The sequence below is a fragment of the Mesorhizobium sp. M1D.F.Ca.ET.043.01.1.1 genome (genome assembly GCF_003952385.1).
In the GTDB taxonomy this organism is placed as follows: Bacteria; Pseudomonadota; Alphaproteobacteria; order Rhizobiales; family Rhizobiaceae; genus Mesorhizobium.
Genome location: NZ_CP034444.1, coordinates 2,473,551 through 2,495,763 on the forward strand (window position 1 = coordinate 2,473,551; position 22,213 = coordinate 2,495,763).

General features: G+C 64.5%; 17 protein-coding genes and 1 pseudogene. 11 read left to right on the plus strand and 7 right to left on the minus strand.

The window, feature by feature from the left end; all coding sequences use genetic code 11:
* Positions 1-3: 3 nt before the first annotated feature.
* Both EJ067_RS12135 and EJ067_RS12140 read right to left on the minus strand, forming a co-directional pair.
* On the minus strand, positions 4-585 hold the full coding sequence (locus EJ067_RS12135) for a histidine phosphatase family protein (RefSeq protein ID WP_126085908.1): 582 nt from the start codon (positions 583-585) through the stop codon (positions 4-6).
* A gap of 177 nt (positions 586-762) precedes the next feature.
* A complete protein-coding gene (locus tag EJ067_RS12140; protein WP_126085909.1) occupies positions 763-2,100 on the minus strand; it encodes a dicarboxylate/amino acid:cation symporter in 1,338 nt (445 codons plus the stop codon).
* Positions 2,101-2,334: 234 nt separating this feature from the next.
* Between EJ067_RS12140 and EJ067_RS12145 the strand changes: the two genes are divergently transcribed.
* The 3 genes from EJ067_RS12145 (at position 2,335) to EJ067_RS12155 (ending at position 6,052) form a co-directional block, all read left to right on the plus strand.
* Positions 2,335-4,200: an ATP-binding protein gene (locus EJ067_RS12145; protein WP_126085910.1), complete on the plus strand. Its 1,866-nt coding sequence runs from the start codon at positions 2,335-2,337 to the stop codon at positions 4,198-4,200.
* The gene (locus EJ067_RS12150) at positions 4,197-5,546 is read left to right on the plus strand and encodes a sigma-54 dependent transcriptional regulator (protein ID WP_126085911.1); all 1,350 of its coding nucleotides are present in this window, start codon (positions 4,197-4,199) and stop codon (positions 5,544-5,546) included. The genes EJ067_RS12145 and EJ067_RS12150 overlap by 4 nt, the downstream gene beginning before the upstream one ends.
* Positions 5,547-5,704: 158 nt before the next feature.
* Positions 5,705-6,052, plus strand: coding sequence for a hypothetical protein (locus EJ067_RS12155; protein ID WP_168247663.1), 348 nt, complete (start codon positions 5,705-5,707; stop codon positions 6,050-6,052).
* Between the two features lie 191 nt (positions 6,053-6,243).
* Here EJ067_RS12155 and ggt read toward each other — a convergent pair whose 3' ends face one another.
* Both ggt and EJ067_RS12170 read right to left on the minus strand, forming a co-directional pair.
* Entirely contained in the window at positions 6,244-7,983 is a 1,740-nt protein-coding gene (gene ggt, locus EJ067_RS12165) for a gamma-glutamyltransferase (RefSeq protein WP_126085913.1), read from the minus strand.
* Between the two features lie 140 nt (positions 7,984-8,123).
* Positions 8,124-8,825 (minus strand): alpha/beta hydrolase, encoded by a 702-nt coding sequence (locus EJ067_RS12170; RefSeq protein WP_126085914.1) that lies wholly within the window; start codon positions 8,823-8,825, stop codon positions 8,124-8,126.
* Between the two features lie 107 nt (positions 8,826-8,932).
* On the opposite strand from EJ067_RS12170, the gene EJ067_RS12175 reads away from it, so the two are divergent.
* Positions 8,933-9,859 (plus strand): LysR family transcriptional regulator, encoded by a 927-nt coding sequence (locus EJ067_RS12175; RefSeq protein ID WP_126085915.1) that lies wholly within the window; start codon positions 8,933-8,935, stop codon positions 9,857-9,859.
* Positions 9,860-10,043: 184 nt separating this feature from the next.
* Here the strand turns inward: EJ067_RS12175 and rhaI are convergent, their stop codons facing one another.
* Together rhaI and EJ067_RS12185 are read right to left on the minus strand one after the other, a co-directional pair.
* Positions 10,044-11,336: an L-rhamnose catabolism isomerase gene (gene rhaI, locus EJ067_RS12180; protein WP_126085916.1), complete on the minus strand. Its 1,293-nt coding sequence runs from the start codon at positions 11,334-11,336 to the stop codon at positions 10,044-10,046.
* Positions 11,337-11,422: 86 nt separating this feature from the next.
* A complete protein-coding gene (locus EJ067_RS12185; RefSeq protein WP_126085917.1) occupies positions 11,423-13,525 on the minus strand; it encodes a bifunctional rhamnulose-1-phosphate aldolase/short-chain dehydrogenase in 2,103 nt (700 codons plus the stop codon).
* 185 nt (positions 13,526-13,710) lie between these two features.
* Here EJ067_RS12185 and EJ067_RS12190 point away from each other — a divergent pair, with 185 nt between their 5' ends.
* The 7 genes from EJ067_RS12190 (at position 13,711) to EJ067_RS12220 (ending at position 20,856) form a co-directional block, all read left to right on the plus strand.
* Positions 13,711-14,520 carry a DeoR/GlpR family DNA-binding transcription regulator gene (locus tag EJ067_RS12190; RefSeq protein WP_126085918.1) on the plus strand — a complete coding sequence of 270 codons (810 nt, stop codon included), beginning with the start codon at positions 13,711-13,713 and terminating at the stop codon, positions 14,518-14,520.
* A gap of 55 nt (positions 14,521-14,575) precedes the next feature.
* A complete protein-coding gene (rhaS, locus tag EJ067_RS12195) occupies positions 14,576-15,571 on the plus strand; it encodes a rhamnose ABC transporter substrate-binding protein (RefSeq protein WP_124996133.1) in 996 nt (331 codons plus the stop codon).
* 84 nt (positions 15,572-15,655) lie between these two features.
* Positions 15,656-17,215, plus strand: a complete 1,560-nt coding sequence (locus tag EJ067_RS12200; protein ID WP_126085919.1) for a sugar ABC transporter ATP-binding protein — start codon at positions 15,656-15,658, stop codon at positions 17,213-17,215.
* Complete coding sequence (locus EJ067_RS12205) at positions 17,212-18,189, plus strand: ABC transporter permease (RefSeq protein ID WP_126085920.1); 978 nt, start codon at positions 17,212-17,214, stop codon at positions 18,187-18,189. Before EJ067_RS12200 ends, EJ067_RS12205 begins: the two co-directional genes overlap by 4 nt.
* A complete protein-coding gene (locus tag EJ067_RS12210) occupies positions 18,186-19,187 on the plus strand; it encodes an ABC transporter permease (protein ID WP_126085921.1) in 1,002 nt (333 codons plus the stop codon). The genes EJ067_RS12205 and EJ067_RS12210 overlap by 4 nt, the downstream gene beginning before the upstream one ends.
* Positions 19,187-19,501 (plus strand): L-rhamnose mutarotase, encoded by a 315-nt coding sequence (rhaM, locus tag EJ067_RS12215; protein WP_189510561.1) that lies wholly within the window; start codon positions 19,187-19,189, stop codon positions 19,499-19,501. The genes EJ067_RS12210 and rhaM overlap by 1 nt, the downstream gene beginning before the upstream one ends.
* Positions 19,498-20,856 carry an FGGY-family carbohydrate kinase gene (locus tag EJ067_RS12220; protein WP_126085923.1) on the plus strand — a complete coding sequence of 453 codons (1,359 nt, stop codon included), beginning with the start codon at positions 19,498-19,500 and terminating at the stop codon, positions 20,854-20,856. The genes rhaM and EJ067_RS12220 overlap by 4 nt, the downstream gene beginning before the upstream one ends.
* Before the next feature lie 9 nt (positions 20,857-20,865).
* Here the strand turns inward: EJ067_RS12220 and EJ067_RS12225 are convergent.
* Positions 20,866-22,114: pseudogene (locus tag EJ067_RS12225) on the minus strand (D-amino acid dehydrogenase).
* Between the last annotated feature and the right edge of the window lie 99 nt (positions 22,115-22,213).

A 22,213-nucleotide genomic window follows, 5' to 3' on the forward strand; every position in this document is an offset into this window, starting at 1 on the left:
GAATTACCGTTGGTTCCAGCGGCGAATGACCGGCTCGGTCAGGTCGTGCTCGTAGCCGAGGACGCTGAGGCTTGCGGTGTCGAGCACGAAATGCGCGCCGCCCTCGGGAGGAAGGGTGACCCAGCGCGCGGCAAGCACGCGCAGGAAATGCGCGCTGGAAAAGATCAGCACATTGCCGGCGACGGCGCGGAGTCCGGCGATGATTGCATCGGCCCTGGCGCCGACATCGGCAGCCTGCTCGCCGCCCGGGCAGCCGTCGCGAAACACGTTCCAGCCGGGACGTCCGGCGACGATCTCCTTCGTCGTCACGCCTTCATAGGCGCCGTAGTCCCATTCCTGCAGGTCGGCTTTCTTCACCACGCGCTCGCCGAGGCCGGCAAGCCGGCAGGTGTCAAAGGCGCGTTGCGACGGGCTCGACCAGACGGCCTCGAAGGTCAGGCCCTTGAGGCGCTCCGCCACACCGCGCGCGGCCTCCTCGCCTTTCGCGGTCAGCGGAATGTCGGTGCGGCCGGTATGCTTGCCGGACGCGCTCCATTGCGTCTCGCCATGGCGGACGAGGTAGATTTCGGGAAACGCGCTGCTCATGGACCGCCCTCACGGTTGACTGCTCAGCCGGGAATCCGGCGCGCGCAGCCTATGCGGCGGCCGACAAAAAGAACAGGCCACGGCTAAGCCGTGGCCTGCATAGCTTGGGAGGATGCCTTCTTTTTGTCGCGCAATTCCGGACCAAAACCGCTGGGCGGTTTCGCGGAATTGTTTTGATCACTCCGCGGGCTGGAGACCGCCTGACAGCGCCAGGTCTGCCTCTTCCGGCAGCTGGCCGGCCATGGCGGCGGCGAACTGCTTCTGGTCGAGCTCGCCTTCCCAGCGCGCCACGACGATGGTCGCAACCGCGTTGCCGACGAAGTTGGTGAGCGCGCGGCATTCCGACATGAAGCGGTCGACGCCGAGGATCAGCGCCATGCCGGCGACCGGCACCGAAGGCACGACCGAGAGCGTGGCGGCCAACGTGATGAAGCCGGCGCCGGTGATGCCGGCCGCACCCTTGGAGCTCAGCATGGCGACGAGCAAAAGCAGGATCTGGTCGCCGAAGGTAAGCGGCGTGTCGGTGGCCTGGGCGATGAAGAGCGCAGCGAGCGTCATGTAGATGTTGGTGCCGTCGAGATTGAAGGAATAGCCGGTCGGGATGACCAGGCCGACCACCGAGCGGTTGCAGCCAGCGCGCTCCATCTTGGCCATAAGGCCCGGAAGCGCAGCCTCCGACGACGAGGTGCCGAGGACCAGCAGCAGCTCTTCCTTGATGTAGCGGATCAGCGCCAGGATGGAGAAGCCGTTGTACCATGCGACCGCGCCCAGCACGACGAGCACGAAAAGCAGCGACGTCAGGTAGAAGGTGCCGATGAGGAAGGCGAGGTTGGCGATCGTGCCGATGCCGTATTTGCCAACGGTGAAGGCCATGGCGCCGAAAGCGCCGATCGGAGCGGCCTTCATCAGGATGGCGACAAGGCGGAAGATCGGCGCGGTCAGCGCCTGCAGGAAATCGACCACCGGGCGACCGCGTTCGCCGACCAGCGCCAGCGCCACGCCGAACAGCACCGAGAAGAACAGCACCTGCAGGATATCGCCCTGCGCGAAGGCGCCGGTGATGGTGTCAGGGATGATGTTCATCAGGAAGCCGACGATGGTCGTGTCGTGCGCCTTCTCGGTGAAGGTCGAGATCTTCGAGGCGTCGAGCGTCGCCGGATTGATGTGCATGCCGGCGCCGGGCTGGACCACGTTGGAGACGACGAGGCCGACGACGAGCGCCAGCGTCGAGAAGACGAGGAAATAGATCATCGCCTTGCCGGCGACGCGGCCGACCTTATGCAGGTCGGAGACGCCGGCGATGCCGGTCGCGACCGTGAGGAAGATGACCGGCGCGATCACCATCTTGACCAGCTTGATGAAGGCGTCGCCAAGCGGCTTCAACGAGGCCCCGATGTCGGGATAGAAATGGCCGAGAAGGATGCCGGCCGCGATGGCCGCCAGGACCTGCACGTAGAGATGCCGGTAAAAGGGAATTTTGCCGCGCGGTTCCGCGGCGGCGATTGCCGTCTGCATCGTATCCTCCGTTCAGCCCCGATCGAGAAACTCGACCTCCCGGGGCAGTTGACCTCCACAGCCTCGCGGCTGCTGCGGAATCATTTGCAACGGACGTGCCAGATTCCGTTTCGACGCTCCAATTATTGATTCTGCTGACTTTTTTGGCCTGGCGATCGGTATTTTTCGCGCCCGCCGTGCGGCGATCCGCATAGGTCGAATTGTGCTTTGTGCGAAATCATGCACAAATGCGGCATGCTGCAACGCCCTGCCGCTGCCTTATCCCCGACGCCCGAGCTGCTTGCCGGGCGGGCGCGGCGCGCCTGGCTGCTGTTTGCGGCAGTGGCGCTCGCGATTGTCGCTGCAGCGCTCTATGGCGCCGGGCTCTACGGCCGCTCGACCGAGGTCGAGGCGCTGGCGGCGCAAGGGCGCACGGATGCCAATCTCAAGGTCGCGCTGCTGCGCGCGGTGCTGGAGAATCCGCGCGCACTGCCGCTGCTCCTGTCCGCAGACCAGCAGGTGCGTGACGCGCTGACCGAGCACAGCGCCGCCTCCATCGACGTGCTCAACCGCAAGCTCGAAGGGCTGGTTTCCGGCACCAAGGCCTCGGTGCTTTACGTCACCGGCACCGACGGCTTGGCGATCGCTTCGAGCAACTGGCGCGAGCCGGTGAGCTTCGTCGGCAGCGACTACAGTTTTCGCGCCTATTTTTCCGGAGCGATGCAAGCGGGCACCGCCGAATATTTCGCGCTCGGCAATGTCAGCAAGCGTCCGGGCCTCTACATTTCGCGCCGCGTCGACGGCGCTTCCGCACCCCTCGGCGTCGTCGTCGTCAAGATGGAGTTCGACCAGCTCGAGGCCGACTGGCACGAGGCGAACCGCCCGGCCTATGTCAGCGACGAGCACGGCGTGGTGCTGATCACCAGCGTGCCCTCCTGGCGCTTCATGACGACGGCGCCGCTGGCCGCCCCGGTGCTGGCCGGCATCCGCGCCAGCCAGCAGTTCGCCGAAGCGCCGCTGGTGCCCTTGCCGATCACCAAGCCACAAGCGCTCAGTGCCGATGTCGCGCTTGTCCACGCCATCACGCCGGGCGGCAGCGACGCGGAATATCTGCGGCTGTCCACGGCCGTGCCTTCGACGCCTTGGCGGCTCGACTATCTCGTCCCCGCGGAAGCGCCGATCGCCTCGGCACAGCGCGAGATGCGGCTCCTGGTGCTCGGCGTCCTCGTTCCGCTACTCGCCCTAGCCGCCTATCTGTTGTGGCGCAGGCAGTCCGCCCAGATGCGCATCGCCGCCGAGCAGGCGGCGCGCGCCGAGCTCGAGCGCCGCGTCGTCGAGCGCACGCGGGACCTCAGCCTCGCACGCGACCGGCTGCAGGCCGAGATCGCCGACCACCGCAGCACCGAGGCCCGGCTGCAGGTGATGCAGCAGGAGCTGGTGCAGGCGAACCGCCTTGCGACCCTCGGCCAGGTCGCCGCCGGCGTCGCCCATGAGATCAACCAGCCGGTGGCGACCATCCGCGCCTATGCCGACAATGCGCGCGTCTTCCTGGAGCGCAGGCAGACGGCGCCGGCCGAGGAAAACCTCGGCGCCATTGCCGCGCTGACCGAGCGCATCGGGTCGATCACCGAAGAGCTGAAAGCCTTCGCCCGCAAGGGCCGCACCGCGGCCGAGCCGGTCGAATTGCGCGGCGTCATCGAAGGCGCGGTCGTATTGCTCAGAAGCCGCTTCGCCGGCCGGCTGGAGGCGCTGGCGATCACGCTGCCGCCGCCGGCGCTGAATGTAATGGGCAGCCGGCTGCGGCTGGAACAGGTGCTGATCAACCTGTTCCAGAACGCTCTGGAAGCGCTGGAAGGCCGCGACGACGCAAGGGTCGAGGTATCCGCCGCCGAAACCGCCGACGGCGTTGCGTTGATCGTGTCCGACAACGGACCGGGCATCCCGCCGGCGATCCTGAAATCGCTGTTCACCCCGTTCAACACCTCGAAGGAAAGGGGGCTCGGGCTTGGCCTCGTCATCTCGAAGGATATCGTCGCCGATTATGGCGGACGCATCGAGGTGGCGAGCAGCGAGAGCGGCACCCGATTCACCATCCATCTCTCGAAGGCCGACCCGACATGACCAACGGCAATCCGGTCATCCTGATCGACGACGACGGCGACCTGCTCAAGGCGACGAGACAGACGCTGGAGCTCGCCGGTTTTGCCGTGTCCGCCTTTGCCTCGGCAAGCGAGGCGCTTGCCGGCCTCGATGCCGGCTTCGCCGGCGTGGTGGTGTCGGACATCCGCATGCCCGAAATGGATGGCCTGCAGCTCTTCGACCGCGTGGTCGATCTCGACCCGGATATCCCCGTCATCCTCGTCACCGGGCACGGCGACATCGCCGTGGCGGTCAAGGCGATCAAGGATGGCGCCTATGATTTCATCACCAAGCCTTTCGCCGCCGACCGGCTGGCGCAGAGTGTATGGCGCGCGGCGGAGAAGCGCCGGCTGGTGATGGAGAACCGCGCCCTGCGTGAGGCGGCCGAGCAGGCGCAGGAGGGTTTGCCGCTGATCGGCCAGACGCCGGCGATGGAGCGGCTGCGCCGCACGCTCAGACAGATCGCCGATACCGATGTCGACGTGCTGGTGACCGGCGAGACCGGCTCCGGCAAGGAAGTGGTGGCGAGCCTGCTGCACCGCTGGAGCCGCCGCGCCACGGGCAATTTCGTGGCGCTCAATTGCGGCACGCTGCCGGAGACCGTGATCGAGAGCGAGTTGTTCGGCCATGAGGCCGGCGCCTTCACCGGCGCGCAGAAGAAGCGCGTCGGCCGCATCGAGCATTCGAGCGGCGGCACGCTGTTCCTCGACGAGATCGAAAGCATGCCTGCCTCGACGCAGGTGCAGATGCTGCGGGTGCTGGAAATGCGCGAGGTGACGCCGCTTGGCACCAACGAGGTCCGGCCGGTCGACCTGCGCGTCGTTGCCGCCGCCAAGGTCGATCTCGGCGACGCGAGCCAGCGCGGCGCCTTCCGCGAGGACCTCTACTATCGGCTCAACGTGGTGACGCTTTCGATCCCGCCGCTGCGCGAGCGCCGGGACGACGTGCCGCTGCTGTTCGGTTATTTCGCAGAGCGCGCCGCCGCCCGCTTCCACCGCCCTGTGCCCGCGGTTCCGTTCGCGGTCCAGCGACATCTCAGAGAGCATGACTGGCCCGGCAATGTCCGCGAGCTCGCGCATTTCGCCGAGCGCTTCGTCCTCGGATTGGGGGAGATCGGCGGCAGCCCTTCGCCTCATCCGGCCGATTCGGATGCCGCCCTGCCCCTGCCGGAACGGCTCGAGCGCTACGAGGCCGAGATCATCCGCGAGACACTTGGTCGCAACGACGGCGACGTCCGGCGCACGATCGAGGCGCTCGGCATCCCGCGCAAGACCTTCTACGACAAGCTGCAGCGGCACGGCATCGTGCGCAGCGATTTTTCCAGGTAGATCAAGCTTGTGGAACCCGATCCAACCCCAGACCGTTGAGCCTGTCCAGGAAACCGTGGCACGTCGGCACCAGCCGTGCGGCGAACGCATGAGCGCGATGGCGTTGCCGGTTGCACTTGGCAAGCGTTGATGGTTTGTTGCCGCTCAGCGGAGAACGAATGATGCGCGAATCCCTCGGTCAAGACGAATACGGCTCGGCCAGCCCCTTCGATCCGGACGACCTGCCGAATCTCAACGCCATGGGGCCGGCGATGGGCAGCGGCAACGATTTCGAGAAATACGCCGTCGCCGTCATCATCGTGTTCGGCGCGCTGATTATCGGAGGCCTGATGGCCGCGTCGATGGCTTTCGGTCACCGCAACGGCTTCCTATTCGCGCTCGGCGGCGCCACCGCCGCCTGGATTTCCGGCAATGCGCTGCTGCTCGACCGGCCGCGCATCTATGCGCTGTTCGTCGGCATCGCAGCCGTGCTGCTCATCGCCTCGACCATCACGCTGGTCGCGTAATTTCATCTGAGCCTGAGCACGATCTTTTCCAGAAACCGGTCCGCACTTTTCCCGGACGGAAAGCCGCGCACACCTTTCCTGGAATTCCTTTAGAGCGTTTCAGCGACTCATAGAATCGCCGAACCGCTCTAAGTATTTGTTTTTGCGCAATTCCGGACGGAAAACCGTTACACACTTTTCCTGGAATTGCTCTAGTAGCCCAGCGCCTCGCCGGAAGCGGCGCGGCTGTCGATGGCGCCGTTGTACCGAGCGCCACCGCCCTTCTCGATCTCCGCAAGGCTCTTGCCGCCGACCAGTATGCCGGCCGCCTGGCCCCAGGTCTGGTCGCTGAGATCGAGGTGATAGCCCATGCCGGCGAGCAGCCTTTCGGTGTCGGGCGAAAGCCCGAACGGTTCGACATAGACGGTATCGGGCAGCCACTGATGGTGGATGCGCGGCGCGTCGATCGCCTCCTGGATGTTCATGCCGTGGTCGACGACGTTGACGATCGCCTCCAGAGTGATGGTGATGATGCGCGAGCCGCCCGGGCTGCCGATGACCATGAACGGCTTGCCGTCCTTGGTGACCACGGTCGGGCTCATCGAGGATAAAGGCGTCTTCTTCGGCTGGATGGCATTGGCCTCGCCCTGGACCAGCCCGTAGAGGTTGGGCACGCCGGGCTTCTGGGTGAAATCGTCCATCTCGTTGTTGAGCAGGATGCCGGTGCCGTCGGCGACGACGCCGGCGCCGAAGGAGCCGTTCAATGTATAGGTGACGGCGACCGCGTTGCCGTCCTTGTCGATGATTGAATAGTGCGTTGTCTCCTTCGACTCGCCGAAACCTTTCGGCATCAGGTCTTTCGAGACGCCGGCACGGAACGGATCGATCTTGTCGCGGATGTCCTTGGCGTAGCCCTTGTCGAGAAGCTTCGAGACCGGATTGTCGACGAAATCCGGATCGCCCAGCGCCGAGTTGCGGTCGACATAGGCATGACGCATGGCCTCGACCATGACATGGACCGTCTCGGCCGAGCCGGCGCCGAGATAGGACAGCGGATAGCCCTCGAGCACGTTCAGGATCTCGCAGATGATGACGCCGCCCGAGCTCGGCGGCGGCGAGGAGATGATCTCGTAGCCGCGATAGGAGCAGGTCACGGGTTTGAGCTCGCGCACCGCGTACTGCTCGAAATCACCCTTGGCGAGGATGCCGCCCTTGGCGCCGCTTGCCTTGACGATGGCGTCGGCAATGGAGCCTTTGTAGAAGGCGTCCGGGCCTTTTTCCGAGATCGCCGCAAGCGAGGCGGCGAGGTCCGGCTGGACGAGCCGCTCGCCAATCCCGTACGACTTGCCGTCGGGCTTGAGGAAGATGGCGGCCGCGGCCGGATCCTTCGCCAGCCGCGCCGCGCCGCCGGCAAAGGAAGCGGCGTCGCCCTGGTTGAGGACGAAGCCGCCCTTGGCGTAGGCGACGGCCGGGGCCATCAGATCCTGCCTGGACAAGGTGCCGTATTTCTCGCGCGCCATCTCGAAGCCGGCCACCGAGCCCGGCACGCCGACTGCCAGATAGCCGTCGAGGCTGGCGCCCTTGATCGGCTTGCCGTCCTTGTCGAGATACATGGTCTTGGTTGCCGCAAGCGGCGCGCGCTCGCGAAAATCGATGAAGGTCGAGCGGCCGTCCTTCAAGCGAATGGTCATGAAGCCGCCGCCGCCGATATTGCCGGCGTTGGGGTAGACGACGGCGAGCGCATAACCGATGGCGACAGCCGCATCGACGGCGTTGCCGCCCTTCTTCAGCACCTCGACGCCAACCTCCGTCGCGAGATGCTGGGCGGTCACCACCATGCCATGCTCGCCCTTGGCGGGGGCTGGCGAGGCAGCGAAGACGGCTGCCGATGGCAAGAAGGCGAGCGTGAGCGAAAGGCTGACGGCGATCAGCGTCCGGCGGGTGAGATGCATGGCGGGGACTCCTGGGCGTGGGGGACGCCTAGGAAAGGCCTTTGTGGTTGGTACGTCCAGCCAATAATGACGCTTCGGACGGGGCAAGAGAGACCGCCCTGCAGCGGTCTCTTCAAATCCATCGGACGGCTGGGCCATTCTCAGCCGTTTTGAACAGCGGCCACAGCCTTTCGGATTGCATCGATGACGACGGTGGGCTGGGAGAGCATCGGCACATGGCTGCTCGTCACCTCGGTGACGGTCGCTCCCATGCGCTTCGAAACCCAGCGCTGGAGCTCTGGATGCACGGTGTGGTCCTTCGTAGCCAGCACGTACCAGCTCGGCTTGCTCCGCCAGGCGACCTGGTCGGCGGTGAGCTTCTGCTCATTGAACGAGTCGGCATGCAGGGGGAAGTGCGTCGCCCACACCAGCTTCTGCTCGTCTTCCGGCAGGTCGCCCGCGAAGAATTCGGTGCCGGAGGGGAGCAGCCAGACCAGATTGTCGGCGACCTCCACGTGGCTGAAGATGTCGGTCGGGTACTTGTCGAGCTGATCCTGCACGGTCTCGCCCGCGTCGGGCGCGACCGCCGCGATGTAGACGAGGCCGACGACGCGATCGTCCGTGCCCGCACCGGTGATGGTAGCGCCGCCGTAAGAGTGGCCAACGAGCAATACCGGACTGCCGACGCGGTTGAGCGTCCGCCTCACGGTGGCCAGATCCTCCTCGTAGGACTCGAGGCTGTACTGTACCGCGATGACCTCGTGCCCGTCCGCCTGCAGCGCCGGGATCACCTTGCTGAAGCACGAGCCATCGGCCCAGACGCCGTGGCAGAACACGATCGTAGGCTTGGACGCTGTAGACATTCTGCATTCTCCTTCTTTGATCTCTGCGAGACGGTAAATCTCCCTTCTACCGGCGACAAATACCTTGTAGGTTCGACCTATGCCTCGAAGGCATAGCGAGTGGATCGATGGAACTGCGGCATCTGCGTTATTTCATTGCGGTCGCGGAGGAAGGCGGCCTGTTGACCGCCGCCCAGCGGAGGCTCAATACCTCGCAGCCGTCCTTGAGCCGGCAGATTCGCGATCTGGAAGCTGAAGTCGGTGTGAAGCTGCTGGAGCGGCAGGCGCGCGGCGTGGCGCTCACTCCCGCTGGGCGTGTCTTCCTCGATCACGCACGGTTGGCGCTGCTGCAGGTCGATGCCGCGACTGATGCCGCCCGGCGGGCCGCAGAGCCGGAAAGGCCCGCACTTGCAATGGGCTTTCTGGTTGGACTGGAGGTCATGTGGCTACCCCACTTATTGCGCATCATCCGCCAGGAAGCACCGGAGACCGAAGTTACGCTGTGTAGCCTCTCCTCCCCGGAACTCGCCCTTGCGCTGATGCGCGGGAAGCTGGACTTAGCGTTCCTTCGCCCCGAGAAACAGAGCTTGGGTCTATCCTTCAAATTGTTGGCGAAGGAGCCTCTGATCGCCGTGCTGCCGGCAGGCCACCCCTTGGCATCGCGCAAGAAAATTCGGCCGCAGGATCTGGCCCACGAAGTTTACGTCAGCTCGTCGAGAACATCTCCGATATTACAATCTGTGATCCAGGATTACGCATCAAGGACCGGGATCACGCTGAAGGCAAAGTACGAAGGCGAGAATATATCCTCGGCAATGTCGCTCGTCGCATCCACAGGCGGAGTCACTCTTGTCCCGCTTTATGCGCAAAACATGCTGGCGCCAAACGTTGTTGCCAGGGCGCTTGAGGGTGAGCCTCCGACCGTTGATCTCACCTTGGGATACAGCGAGGCAAATTCGTCGCCCTTGCTCCGCCGACTACTATCTCGCGCAGATGAATTGGTCGAAAGCGTTCAAAATCAGAGTATCATCCGATACGCTGATGCTCTTTCATAGAGTCCTCGGTACAACGCGCCCGGCCCCCGGGATAGCTCTCCGTTGGCACTGCGAAATGGCGCGACATCCACCCTCGCCTCCGTCGAATCGACTGAAGAGTCGAATTAGAACGCCCTATCTCCGTGTTTTTTGCGGAATTCCGGACGGAAAACCGCTCACACTTTTCCTGGAATTGGTCTAGGCCTCAGACAATCCCGCCACCACCGCCGGCCACCGCCGGCCGCTCCGCCGCCACCTTCGCCCGGTAGCCGGCCTCGCGATAGGCGGCGACCGGATCGATGGCGCCGCCGGTGCGCAATCGCGCCATGGCGAGGATCGGCTCGACATCGGTGCGGTAGGCGGCTTTCAGAGTCTGTGTCGCCATCAGCGCGTCGTTCGCCTCCTGGAAGCCTTCAAGCGCCTTGCGGTCGACCAGCAGCGCCTGCGCATAGGCGCGCTGCACCTCTACCGCCGACAGCATCAGGCTCTCGATCGGGTCGGTGACGTTGTGGCTCTGGTCGAGCATGTGCGCGGGATTGAATCCTCTCGCGCCCGAAAGCTCGGCGTCGACCAGCTCGTTGAAGACCAGGAACAGCCGGTAGGGATCGATCGAGCCGGCATCGAGATCGTCGTCGCCATATTTGGAATCGTTGAAGTGGAAGCCGCCCAGCTTGCCGAACTGGATCAGCCGCGACACGATCATCTCGATGTTGACGTTGGGCGCGTGATGGCCGAGGTCGACCAGGCAAAAGGCCTTGTCGCCAAGCTCCCTGGCGATGATGTAGTTGGTGCCCCAGTCCTGCACGACCGTCGAATAGAAGGCCGGCTCATACATCTTGTGCTCGGTGAACAGGCGCCAGTCCTCCGGCAGCCCGGCATAGATCTGGCGCATGGCGTCGAGATAGCGCTCGAAGGCTTTGGCGAAATTGACCTGGCCGGGGAAATTCGAGCCGTCGCCGATCCACACCGTCAGCGCCTTCGAGCCGAGCGTTCTGCCGATCTCGATGCATTCGAGATTGTGCTCGACGGCCTGGCGTCGAGTGCCGGCGTCGGCATGCGACAGCGAGCCGAACTTGTAGGAGAGCTTCTGGTCCTTGGCGTCGGAGAAGGTGTTGGAGTTCATGGCATCGAAGCCGAGGCCGAAGCGGGAGGCCGCCTGCTTCAGCCGGTTCGGATCGGCCTTGTCCCATGGGATGTGCAGCGAGACGGTCGGCGTCGCCTGCGTCAGCTGGCTGATGACGGCGCAGTCCTCGATCTTGTCGAAGATGTCGCGTGGCTCGCCGCCGCCCGGAAAGCGGGCAAAGCGCGTGCCGCCGGTGCCGACGCCCCAGGACGGGATCGCCACGGCGAATTTTTCGATCCTGTCGCGGATGGCGTCGATGGCGATGCCGCGCCGGTCGAGGCGCTCGCCGAGCGAGGCGTAGTCGCGCTTGAGATCGGCCTTGCGCGCGGCGTTGCTCTTTTCGACAACGTCGGCCGAGATGATCAATTCGGACACTGTAGTTTCCTCCCAGTACTCGTCGGCTGGCGCCGTCCCTCATCCGCCCTCGGGCACCTTCTCCCCGTGAACGGGGAGAAGGGAGCTTAGCGCGTAAAGCTCTGCGCGTTCCCGGCGTCGACGTTGATGATGTTGCCGGTGGACTTGGCCGACATGTCGGAGGCGAAGAAGTAGATCGCTTCCGCAATATCCTCGGGGAAGACCGAGCGCTTCAGCATCGAGCGCGAGCGGTAGTGCTCCTCGAGGTCGTCGGTCGACATCTTGTAGGCGGCGGCGCGCTGCTCCTTCCATTCGCCGCTCCAGATCTTGGAGCCGCGCAGCACGGCGTCCGGATTGACGACGTTGACCCTGATCTGCGCCTCCGCGCCTTCCAGCGCGAGGCAACGCGCGAGGTGGATCTCGGCCGCCTTGGCGGTGCAATAGGCGGCGGCGTTGGGCGAGGCGGCGAGGCCGTTCTTGGAGGCGACGAAGACGACGTTGCCGCCGATCTTCTGGGCGCGGAACAGCCGGAAGGCCTCGCGCGAGACGAGGAAATAGCCCGTGGACAGGATGTCCATGTTCCGGTTCCACAGCGAGAGTGTCGTTTCCTCGATCGGCGCCGAGGAGGCAAGGCCTGCATTGGAGACCAGGATGTCGATGCCCCCGAATTCGACCGCGGTCTCGGCAAAGCCGGAGGCCACCTGGTCTTCCGATGTCACGTCGATCCGAACCGACCGGACGACGTCTTTGCCGTAGGCTTTCGACAGTTCATCGTTGGCGGTTGCAAGCGCCGCCTCATCGATATCGGCGAGCACGACGCAAGCGCCTTCGCGCAGCAGCCGGTCAGCGGTGGCCCGGCCGATGCCGCCGGCGCCGCCGGTGACGAGCGCGATCTGGCCGGCGAGCGCCTTGGGCTTCGGCAGGCGTTGGAGCTTGGCTTCCTCCAACTGCCAGTACTCGATGTCGAAGGCTTCTTGCGCGGGCAGGCCGACATAGGACGAGACGGTCGAGGCGCCGCGCATGACATTGATGGCATTGACGTAGAACTCGCCGGAGATGCGGGCCGTTGCCTTGTCGCCGGCGAAAGTGAACATGCCGACGCCGGGCATCAGATAGACAACGGCATTGGGATCGCGGATGGCGGGCGAGTCCGCGTGCTTGCAGCTGTCGTAGTAGGCCTCGTAGCCGACACGATAGGCCGCGATATCGTCTGCGAGGCGCGCAATAACGGCATCGACATCCGGCTTTGCCGGATCGAACTCGATCACCAGCGGGCGGATCTTGGTGCGCAGGAAATGATCGGGGCAGGAGGTGCCGAGGGCCGCGAGCGGCCGCAGGTCCTTCGAGTTGACGAATTCGAGCACCGCCGGCTGATCGTCGAAATGGCCGAGCTTATGGCTCTTCTCCGAGATGAGCCCGCGGATCCTCGGCATCAGCTTCGCGGCGATGGCGCGCCGCGCCGGTGCGTCCAGCGACTTGACCACCTCGCCGCCGAAGATCGCCACACCTTCCGATCGACGCTCGAACCACTCGATCGCCTGGTTGATCACCGAGATCGTCGTCTCGTAGCACTCCTTCGGCGTGTCGCCCCAGCTAAACAGGCCGTGGCTTTCGAGGATGACGCCTTTCGCCTCGGGGTTTTCCAGGCAGAATTTCTCCAGCCACAGGCCGAGCTCGAAGCCCGGCCGCTTCCAGGGCAGCCAGCCGATGGCATCGCCAAAGATCTCCTTCGTCAGCGCCTTGGAATCCTTCGCCGCGGCAATGGCGATGATGGCGTCGGGATGCATGTGATCGACGCACGCCTTCGGCACGAAGGCATGCAGCGGCGTGTCGATCGAGGCCGCGCGCGGATTGAGATTGAACGTGCAGTGGGGCAGATAGCCCACCATCTCGTCCTCATGCGCGAGGCCGCGATAGAGGCCTTTCAGGGCGCGCAGCTTGTCCATGTAGAGGGTGGCGAAGCCGTCTTTTTTGATCGAGGCGCTGTCGCCGCCGGAACCCTTGACCCAGAGCACCTCGACCTCCTCGCCGGTCAGCGGATCCTTCTGCCAGACCTTGGACGAGGTGTTACCGCCGCCATAATTGGTGACGCGCTTGTCGGAGCCCAGCGTGTTCGAGCGATAGACCAGGAGCTCGGGGCCGCTCATCCCTTCGGCTTTTGCATCGTCCCACAGATTGGCGAGGCGCGAGCCGGAGCGCTTTTCGAGCATAGGTATCCTCCCTTGGGACGCAAAAAGGCGCAGTCCTTTTCGCCGCGAATGTCTACGCAACGGGCGCGCTTGTCAATCACAAACGATCAATATCGATCATATTGCACTGCACAATGAAAATATTTGATCGGAAATGATTGACACTGCGCGTTTTCTGGTGCCTGATGGCTAGGCAGGGAGGAACCATGCACGAAAAAGAGCGCCACAGGATCATTCTGTCCGCCGTCCAGGAAAAGCCTGTGGTGACGGTGCAGGAAATGGTCGACCTGACGGACTCCTCCGAGGCGACGATCCGGCGCGACATTGCGGCGCTGCATGTGCAGAAGCGCCTGCGCCGGGTGCGCGGCGGCGCCGAGGCGATCTCGCCGCCGCAGTTCATCGGCCTGGCCGGGCGGCCCTTCTCGGTCAACGAGACGCTGAACGCCGCGCAGAAGCGGGCTATCGCGCGGGAAGCGGTGAACCTCTGCCAGGACGGCGAGCCGATCATCATCAATGGCGGCACCACCACCTTCCAGATGGTGCATTACCTGACCGGCCGCCGCATGCCGATTTTCACCAACTCCTTCCCGATCGCCGAGCATCTGCTCAAGCACTCGAAGAACACGGTGATGCTGTCGGGCGGCACGATCTATCGCGAGCAGAACATCATCCTGTCGCCCTTCGACAATGATGTGACGCGCAATTTCTACGCGCGGCGCATGTTCATGGGCGCGCAAGGCCTGGGGCCGCTCGGGCTGATGGAAGGCGATCCGCTGCTGATCCAGGCCGAGCAGAAGCTGATCGACCAGGCCGACGAATTAGTGGTGCTTGTCGATTCCTCGAAATTCCGCATGCGCTCCAGCCTGATCCTGTGCGGGCTGTCGCGCATCGCGACCGTGATCACCGACGACGGCATCGAGGACCGCGAAGCCAAGATGCTGGAGACAGCAGGCGTGACGCTGGTGGTCGCTCGTAAGCCGTCAAGCGACAAGGAAGAATCTTCACTGCAGGCCTGAGGAAAACTCGCGCCCGCAGCGGCGATGGAATGCAACGCTCAAGGGAGGATATTCGATGAGCTTTTTGAAGAAACTGCTGGTCACGGCGGCCTTTTCCGCCGCCATGTTCGTGAATGCCGCCTATGCCGAGAACGTCAAGATCGCACTGGTGGTGAAGTCGCTCGGCAACGGCTTCTTCGACGCCGCCAACAAGGGCGCCGAGGAAGCGGCCAAGGAACTGGGCGATGTCGACGTCATCTATACCGGCCCGACCAAGGCTACCGCCGAAGCGCAGATCGAGGTGATCAACTCGCTGATCGCGCAGAAGGTCAACGCGATCGCCGTTTCGGCCAATGACGCCGACGCGCTGGTGCCGGTGCTGAAGAAGGCGATGGATCGCGGCATCACCGTGATCTCGTGGGATTCCGGCGTCGCCAAGGAAGGCCGCCAGCTCCACCTCAACCCGTCCGACACCAACCTGATCGGCGAGACCATCATCAAGCTCGCCGCCGACTACCTGCCGGAAGGCGGCGACGTCGCCATCCTGTCGGCCTCCTCGACCGCGACCAACCAGAACGCCTGGATCGAGGCGGCGAAGAAAGTGCTGCCGGAGAAGTTCCCGAAGATCAAGCTCGTCGCCACCGTCTATGGCGATGACGACTCGGCCAAGAGCACCGACGAAGCCAAGGGCCTGTTGAAGTCCTATCCGAACCTCAAGGCGATCATCGCGCCGACCACCGTCGGCGTCGTTGCCGCCGCGCAGGTCGTCACCGACGAGAACCTGATCGGGAAGGTCAACGTCACCGGCCTGGCGCTGCCTTCGGAGTTCAAGAAGTTCATCGACAATGGCGCCAGCCAGGCGGTGGCGCTGTGGAACCCGATCGACCTCGGCTACTCGGCGATCTACCTCGCCCATGATCTTGCGGTGAAGAAGGAAGAGGCCAAGCCCGGTGCCACACTGTCGATCGGCCGCGTGGGCAAGGTGACGCTCGACGACACCAACTCGGCCGCGATGGCTCCGCCGTTCCAGTTCGACAAGACCAACATCGAGAAGTTCTCCAAGATCTATTGATCCCGGTCGACTTCAAGCTCATGCGGCGGGACAATTGTCCCGCCGCATCTTCAAACGGACCTTCTCTCAGGGCCTGACACGGATATGGACACGACAGCCCAGCACAAAGTGGAGACGGAGCGGCCCGAGCCTTCGGTTCCGGCCCAGATCGTCAGCCCCCGCCTGACGCTTTCCGGCATCTCCAAAAGCTTCCCTGGCGTGCGCGCGCTGCACAATGTCAGCCTGTCGCTCTATCCGGGACAGGTCACCGCACTGATCGGCGAGAACGGCGCCGGCAAGTCGACGCTGGTCAAGATCATGACCGGCATCTACCAGCCCGATGCCGGCGACATCAGCATCGACGGCCAGGCAACGACATTGCACAGCGCACATGCCGCCTTCGGCCACGGCATCACCGCCATCCATCAGGAAACGGTGCTGTTCGACGACCTCTCGGTCGCCGAGAACATCTTCCTCGGCCACGCGCCGCGCACCCGCTTCGGCACCATCGACTGGCGCACCATGCGCAAGAACGCCCGCGAGGTGCTGGACACGATGCGCGCCGGCCATATCGACGCCGACGCGCGGCTGAAGGACCTCGGCATCGCCAACAAGCATCTCGTAGCCGTTGCCCGCGCGATGTCGATCGATGCGCGCATCGTCATCATGGACGAGCCGACGGCCGCCCTTTCCATGAAGGAGATCGAGGAGCTTTTCCTCCTGATCGAATTCCTGAAGAGCGACGGCAAGGCGGTGCTCTTCATCAGCCACAAGTTCGACGAGATCTACCGCATCGCCGACCGCTACACAGTCTTCCGCGACGGCGAGATGGTTGGGGAAGGCCTGCTCAAGGACACCGGCCAGAACGAGATCGTGCGCATGATGGTCGGCCGCAACGTCGACCACATTTTCCCTGAGCGCAAGCCGAAGATCGGCGCGCCGGTGCTTACCGTGTCCGGCCTGTCGCATCCGACCGAATTCGACGACATCGGCTTCGAATTGCGCAAGGGCGAAATCCTCGGCTTCTACGGCCTCGTCGGCGCCGGGCGCAGCGAGGTCATGCAGGCGATTGCCGGCATAACCCGCACGAGCCGAGGCACCATTTCGCTCGACGGCCAGACGATCGCACCGAAATCGGCCGCCGATTCCATCGAAGCCGGCATCGTCTATGTGCCGGAGGAGCGCGGCAAGCAGGGCGTAGTCATCGGCCTGCCGATCTTCCAGAATGTTTCTCTGCCGTCACTCGCGCGCACCTCGAAATCCGGCGTGCTGCGGCTGGCGGAAGAGTTCGCGCTCGCCCGCTCCTATACCGAGCGGCTCGATCTGCGCGCCTCCTCGCTCAGCCAGGATGTCGGCACGCTTTCCGGCGGCAACCAGCAGAAGGTGGTCATCGCCAAATGGCTGGCCACGACGCCGAAAGTGATCATCCTCGACGAGCCGACCAAGGGCATCGACATCGGCTCCAAGGCCGCCGTGCACGGCTTCATGGCCGAGCTCGTCGCGCAAGGCTTGTCGGTGATCATGGTCTCGTCCGAGCTGCCCGAGATCCTCGGCATGTCGGACCGCGTTGTCGTCATGCGTGAGGGCCGCATCGCGGCCACCTACGACAACAAGGGCCTGGATGCCGAAACGCTGGTCAGGACGGCAGCGGGGATCGCGGCATGAAGAATTTTCTCAAATACCGCGAAATCTGGCTGCTCGCCGGCATCGTCGTGCTGATTGGCCTGATCTCGACCCGTTTTCCCGGCTTCGCCGATCCGGCCAATCTGCGCCAGGTGTTCAACGACACCTCGATCCTGATGATCCTGGCGTTGGGACAGATGGTGGTCATCCTGACGCGCTCGATCGATCTTTCGATGGCCTCCAACCTCTGCTTCACCGGCATGGTGGTGGCGATGCTCAACGCCGCGCATCCGGCGATCCCGATCCCGGTGCTGATCGTGATCGCGCTCACCGTCGGGCTGGTGCTTGGCGCCATCAACGGCTTCCTGGTGTGGCGGCTGAACATCCCGTCGATCGTGGTGACGCTCGGCACGCTCACCATCTATCGCGGCGCGACCTTCGTCGTTTCCGGCGGCGCCTGGGTCAACGCCGACCAGATGAGCCCGGACTTCATCAATTTCCAGCGCGCCGCCTTCCTCGGCCTGCCGGTGCTATCGTGGATCGCGCTTTTCGTGATCGCGCTGTTCTTCCTGGTGATGACGCGCACGCAGATCGGCCGCTCGATCCACGCCATCGGCGTCAACCCGACCGCTTCGGTCTATGCCGGCATCGATGTCGGCCGCACAAAATTCATCGTCTTTTGTATCTCCGGCATGATCGGCGGGCTGGCCGGCTATCTCTGGATCTCGCGCTACGTGATTGCCTCGGTCGAGGTCGCCAACGGCTATGAGCTCAACATCATCGCCGCTTGCGTCATCGGTGGCATCTCGATCGCCGGCGGCATCGGCTCGGTCGGCGGCGCGGTGCTCGGCGCGCTGTTCCTCGGCATCATCTCCAACGCGCTGCCGGTCATCAACATCTCGCCCTTCTGGCAGATGGCGATCTCGGGCAGCGCCATCATCCTGGCCGTGGTGCTCAACGCGCGCGGCGAGCGCCGGCAGGGCCGCATCATCCTCAGAAAGGCGGAAGCGGCATGACCGACGCCCCTCACCCGCGCCGCATCCCCGACCGGCTCGACAAACCGCTTTCCTCGGCGATCTTCTCCTGGGAGGCCCTGCTTGTCGTCATCGCGGTTCTCATCTTCGCGGTGAACAGCTTCGCCTCGCCTTATTTCCTCGACCCGTGGTCGCTGTCGGACCTGACCTTCAACTTCACCGAAAAGGGCCTGATCGCGCTCGCCATGGCGCTGCTGATCATTTCCGGCGAGATCGACCTGTCGGTCGCGGCGATCGTGGCGCTCGCCTCGACGATGATGGGGATGGCGGTGCAGGCCGGCGCCGGAACGCCGGTGCTGGTTGCCATCGGCATCGTTGTCGGGCTCGGCTGCGGCGCCTTCAACGGGCTGCTCGTCACGCGCCTCGGCCTGCCGTCCATCGTCGTCACCATCGGCACGATGAGCCTGTTTCGCGGCATCGCCTTCATCATCCTCGGCGACCAGGCCTACAAAGGCTATCCGGCAAGCTTCGCCTTCTTCGGCCAGGGCTATGTCTGGTGGGTTTTCTCGTTCGAGCTGGCGCTGTTCCTTGTCGCGGCGCTGATCTACTGGTTCGTCCTGCATCGCACGAGTTTTGGGCGGAAGGTCTTTGCCATCGGCAACAATCCGGTCGCCTGCCAGTTCTCCGGCGTGCGTGTCGGCCGCATCAAGTTCATCCTGTTCTGCCTGACCGGGCTGATGTCCGGCATCGCCTCCGTGCTGATCACCTCGCGGCTCGGCTCGACAAGGCCGTCGATCGCGCAGGGCTATGAGCTGGAAGCCATCACCATGGTGGTGCTTGGGGGTGTGTCGATCCTCGGCGGCGCCGGCAGCATCCTCGGCGTCGTGCTCGCCGCCTTCATCATGGGGCTGGTGACCTTCGGCCTCGGCCTGCTCAACGTGCCGGGCATCGTCATGTCGATCTTCATCGGCCTCCTGCTGATCATCGTGATTGCGCTGCCTATCGTCTGGCGGCGGCTGCGCGAAGGACGCTTCGCCTGATGGAAAAATACGCCTTCAAGATGAAGCTCAATCCCGGCATGAAGGCCGAGTACAAGCGCCGCCATGACGAGATCTGGCCATCGCTGGTCGCGCTGCTTAAAGGCGCCGGCATTTCCGACTATTCGATCCATCTCGACGAGGAGACCAACATCCTGTTCGGGGTGCTGTGCCGGCGTGACGACCACGGCATGACGGATCTGCCCAAGCACCCGGTGATGCAGCGCTGGTGGGCGCATATGGCCGACGTCATGGAGACCAGGGCCGACAACGAGCCGGTGGCGCTGCCGCTGGAAACAATGTTCCATATGGCATGATCGTCGCCGTCATCGATATCGGCAAGACCAACGCCAAGGTGGCGCTGGTCGACCTCGCCGCCATGCAAGAGGTGGCGCTGCGCCGCACGGCCAATGCCGTCGCCACGGACGGCCCCTACCCGCATCACGACATCGAGTGGCTGTGGACGTTCATCCTCGATAGCCTCGCGGAGCTGAACCGCGAGCGGGCCATCGACGCCGTCTCGATCACCACCCATGGCGCGACCGCAGTGCTGGTCGATGCCGAAGGCGGATTGGCGCTGCCGGTGCTCGACTATGAATTTTCGGGACCAGACGACTTCGCCGAGGACTATGACCTCATCCGTCCGCCCTTTGTCGAGACAGGCACGCCGCGCCTGCCGGCCGGCCTGAACATCGGCGCGCAGCTCTTCTGGCAGCAGCGGCGCTTTCCCGAGGAATTCGCGCGAGCGACCGCGATTGGGATGTATCCGCAGTATTGGGCGCTACGGCTAACCGGCGTCGCGGCCAACGAGGTGACGTCGCTCGGCTGCCACACCGATCTGTGGAACCCGTGGAAGTCCGACTACTCGACGCTGGTGGACAAGATGGGCTGGCGCCGACTGATGGCGCCGGTGCGCCCGGCGAAAGAACGCCTGGGGCCGATCCTGCCGGCGATCGCGCGACGGACCGGGCTCGACCCGCAAACGCCGGTCTTTTGCGGGCTGCACGATTCCAACGCCTCGCTGCTGCCGCATCTGTTAGTCGATCTACCGCCCTTCTCCGTCGTTTCGACCGGCACCTGGGTGGTGTCGATGGCCGTGGGCGGCAAGATGGTCGAGCTCGATCCGGCGCGCGACACGCTGGTCAATGTCAATGCGCTCGGCGACCCCGTCCGTTCAGCGCGCTTCATGGGCGGGCGCGAGTTCTCGCTGCTCACCGAGGACCGGCCTCAGCACTGGACCGAGGACGATGTCGCCGTCGTGCTCGCGCAGAAAGCCTCGCTGTTGCCTTCCACTCAGCAAGGTTCCGGTCCGTTCCCGCATCGCGCCGCGCAATGGCGCGATGCCGAGGACTTGAGCCCCGGCCAGCGCTTCGCCGCCATCTCGTTCTATCTGGCGCTGATGACCGCGACCTGCCTGGATCTGATCGGTGGCGACGGGCCGACAACCGTCGAGGGACCCTTCGCGCAGAACCGGCTTTTTATCCGCATGCTGGCGGCAGCGACGGGTCGCGCCGTTGTTGCGTCGGAGACCTCGACGGGGACCAGCATCGGCGCGGCGCTGCTGGCATCGGACGGCGCTGCCGTGATGAGCAAATGCCAGCGGACTGAACCGCCGGCTGAGCGCGTCTGGGGCGACTATGCACGTGCGTGGCGGCAGGCCGTGGCGGCATAGACTGATCGATCAGCCAGCCGTCCCGTAGAGCAAACCCTGCGGGTCGATCTCCGGCTTGCGGCCGGCGACGATGTCGGACAGGAATTTGCCGGACCCGCAAGCCATGGTCCAGCCGACATGGCCGTGGCCGGTGTCGAGATAGAGGTTGCGGTATTTCGCCTGGCCGATGACCGGCACCGAGTTCGGCATCATCGGCCTCAGGCCTGCCCACAGCACAGCCTTCTTCTCGTCGAAGGCGCCAGGGAAAAGGTCCTTGCCGGTTTCCAGGATGGTCCTGAAATCGCGCGGCTTGAACGAACGGTCGAAGCCGGTGAACTCCGCCGTCGAGGACATGCGCAGGCGGTTGCCGAGCCTGGAATAGCCGATCAGCCGGTCCTCGTCGGCGCCGCCCATGGTCGGCCCCTTGCTCTCGTCCTCGAGCGGGGGTGTAGCCCTTCACCGGATAGACGGGCAGGTCGATGCCGTAGCGGCGGCCGAGCAGACCGCTTTCCGGACCCATGGCGATGACGACCGCGTCACCGGTGACCGGGCCGGCCGAGGTCATCACCGCGCGCACCCGGTCGCCCTCGATGTCGAGGCCCCCGACCGTCGTGCCGAACAGGAATTTGACGCCGAGCTTCTCGGCCGCATGGGCGGCGAGCCTGTCGGTGAATTGCTTGGAATCGCCGGTCTGGTCGATCGGCGAATAGACGCCGCCGGCGATCTTGTCCTTCACGCCGGCGAGCCCGGGCTCCAGCTCGACCAGACGGTCGCGGCCGACGATCTCGATCGGCAGGCCGTGCTCGCCGAGATAGCGGTAATTGTCGGTGCCGGTGTCAAAACTTTTCTGGGAGCGGAAGAAGTAGAGGATGCCCCGCTTGCGCTCGTCGTAATGGATGCCGGTTGCGTCCGAGAGCGCATTGATGCAGTCGCGCGAATAGAGCGCCAGCCTGAGCTTGATGTCGGTGTTGGCGCGCAGACGCGCCACCGTGCATTCGCGCAGGAAGCGCAGGCTCCAGACATAAAAATAGGGATCGAGACGCAGCCTGACCTTGATGCCGAGATCGTGGTTCCAAAGCGCGCGCAGGAAGGTCTTCAGCGCCGCAGGCGAGGCCCAGGCGGTGGCGTCGCCCGGCGAGACCAGTCCCGCATTCGACTGGCTGGTGCCGCGCGCCGCCGCTTCATGGCGCTCGACGACCGTTACCTCATGGCCATCATTGGCCAGATAGTGGGCGGCCGCCGTGCCAACAACGCCGGCCCCGAGCACCACAATTTTCATGCCGCCCCCTCAAGGATCGCAACCAGACGACGCGCCTCCAGGCGCCGCCTTTCAGACCCTCAATAGCGCGTCGCGGCACGCCGGACGAGCCCTTGGCCC

What these genes read in the sequence shown, in the direction of transcription:
- EJ067_RS12135 (WP_126085908.1), bottom strand. Translation starts at nt 585, where the DNA reads ATGAGCAGCGCGTTTCCCGAAATCTACCTCGTCCGCCATGGCGAGACG.
- EJ067_RS12140 (WP_126085909.1), bottom strand. Translation starts at nt 2,100, where the DNA reads ATGCAGACGGCAATCGCCGCCGCGGAACCGCGCGGCAAAATTCCCTTT.
- EJ067_RS12145 (WP_126085910.1), top strand. Translation starts at nt 2,335, where the DNA reads ATGCTGCAACGCCCTGCCGCTGCCTTATCCCCGACGCCCGAGCTGCTT.
- EJ067_RS12150 (WP_126085911.1), top strand. Translation starts at nt 4,197, where the DNA reads ATGACCAACGGCAATCCGGTCATCCTGATCGACGACGACGGCGACCTG.
- EJ067_RS12155 (WP_168247663.1), top strand. Translation starts at nt 5,705, where the DNA reads ATGATGCGCGAATCCCTCGGTCAAGACGAATACGGCTCGGCCAGCCCC.
- ggt (WP_126085913.1), bottom strand. Translation starts at nt 7,983, where the DNA reads ATGCATCTCACCCGCCGGACGCTGATCGCCGTCAGCCTTTCGCTCACG.
- EJ067_RS12170 (WP_126085914.1), bottom strand. Translation starts at nt 8,825, where the DNA reads ATGTCTACAGCGTCCAAGCCTACGATCGTGTTCTGCCACGGCGTCTGG.
- EJ067_RS12175 (WP_126085915.1), top strand. Translation starts at nt 8,933, where the DNA reads ATGGAACTGCGGCATCTGCGTTATTTCATTGCGGTCGCGGAGGAAGGC.
- EJ067_RS12185 (WP_126085917.1), bottom strand. Translation starts at nt 13,525, where the DNA reads ATGCTCGAAAAGCGCTCCGGCTCGCGCCTCGCCAATCTGTGGGACGAT.
- EJ067_RS12190 (WP_126085918.1), top strand. Translation starts at nt 13,711, where the DNA reads ATGCACGAAAAAGAGCGCCACAGGATCATTCTGTCCGCCGTCCAGGAA.
- rhaS (WP_124996133.1), top strand. Translation starts at nt 14,576, where the DNA reads ATGAGCTTTTTGAAGAAACTGCTGGTCACGGCGGCCTTTTCCGCCGCC.
- EJ067_RS12200 (WP_126085919.1), top strand. Translation starts at nt 15,656, where the DNA reads ATGGACACGACAGCCCAGCACAAAGTGGAGACGGAGCGGCCCGAGCCT.
- EJ067_RS12205 (WP_126085920.1), top strand. Translation starts at nt 17,212, where the DNA reads ATGAAGAATTTTCTCAAATACCGCGAAATCTGGCTGCTCGCCGGCATC.
- EJ067_RS12210 (WP_126085921.1), top strand. Translation starts at nt 18,186, where the DNA reads ATGACCGACGCCCCTCACCCGCGCCGCATCCCCGACCGGCTCGACAAA.
- rhaM (WP_189510561.1), top strand. Translation starts at nt 19,187, where the DNA reads ATGGAAAAATACGCCTTCAAGATGAAGCTCAATCCCGGCATGAAGGCC.
- EJ067_RS12220 (WP_126085923.1), top strand. Translation starts at nt 19,498, where the DNA reads ATGATCGTCGCCGTCATCGATATCGGCAAGACCAACGCCAAGGTGGCG.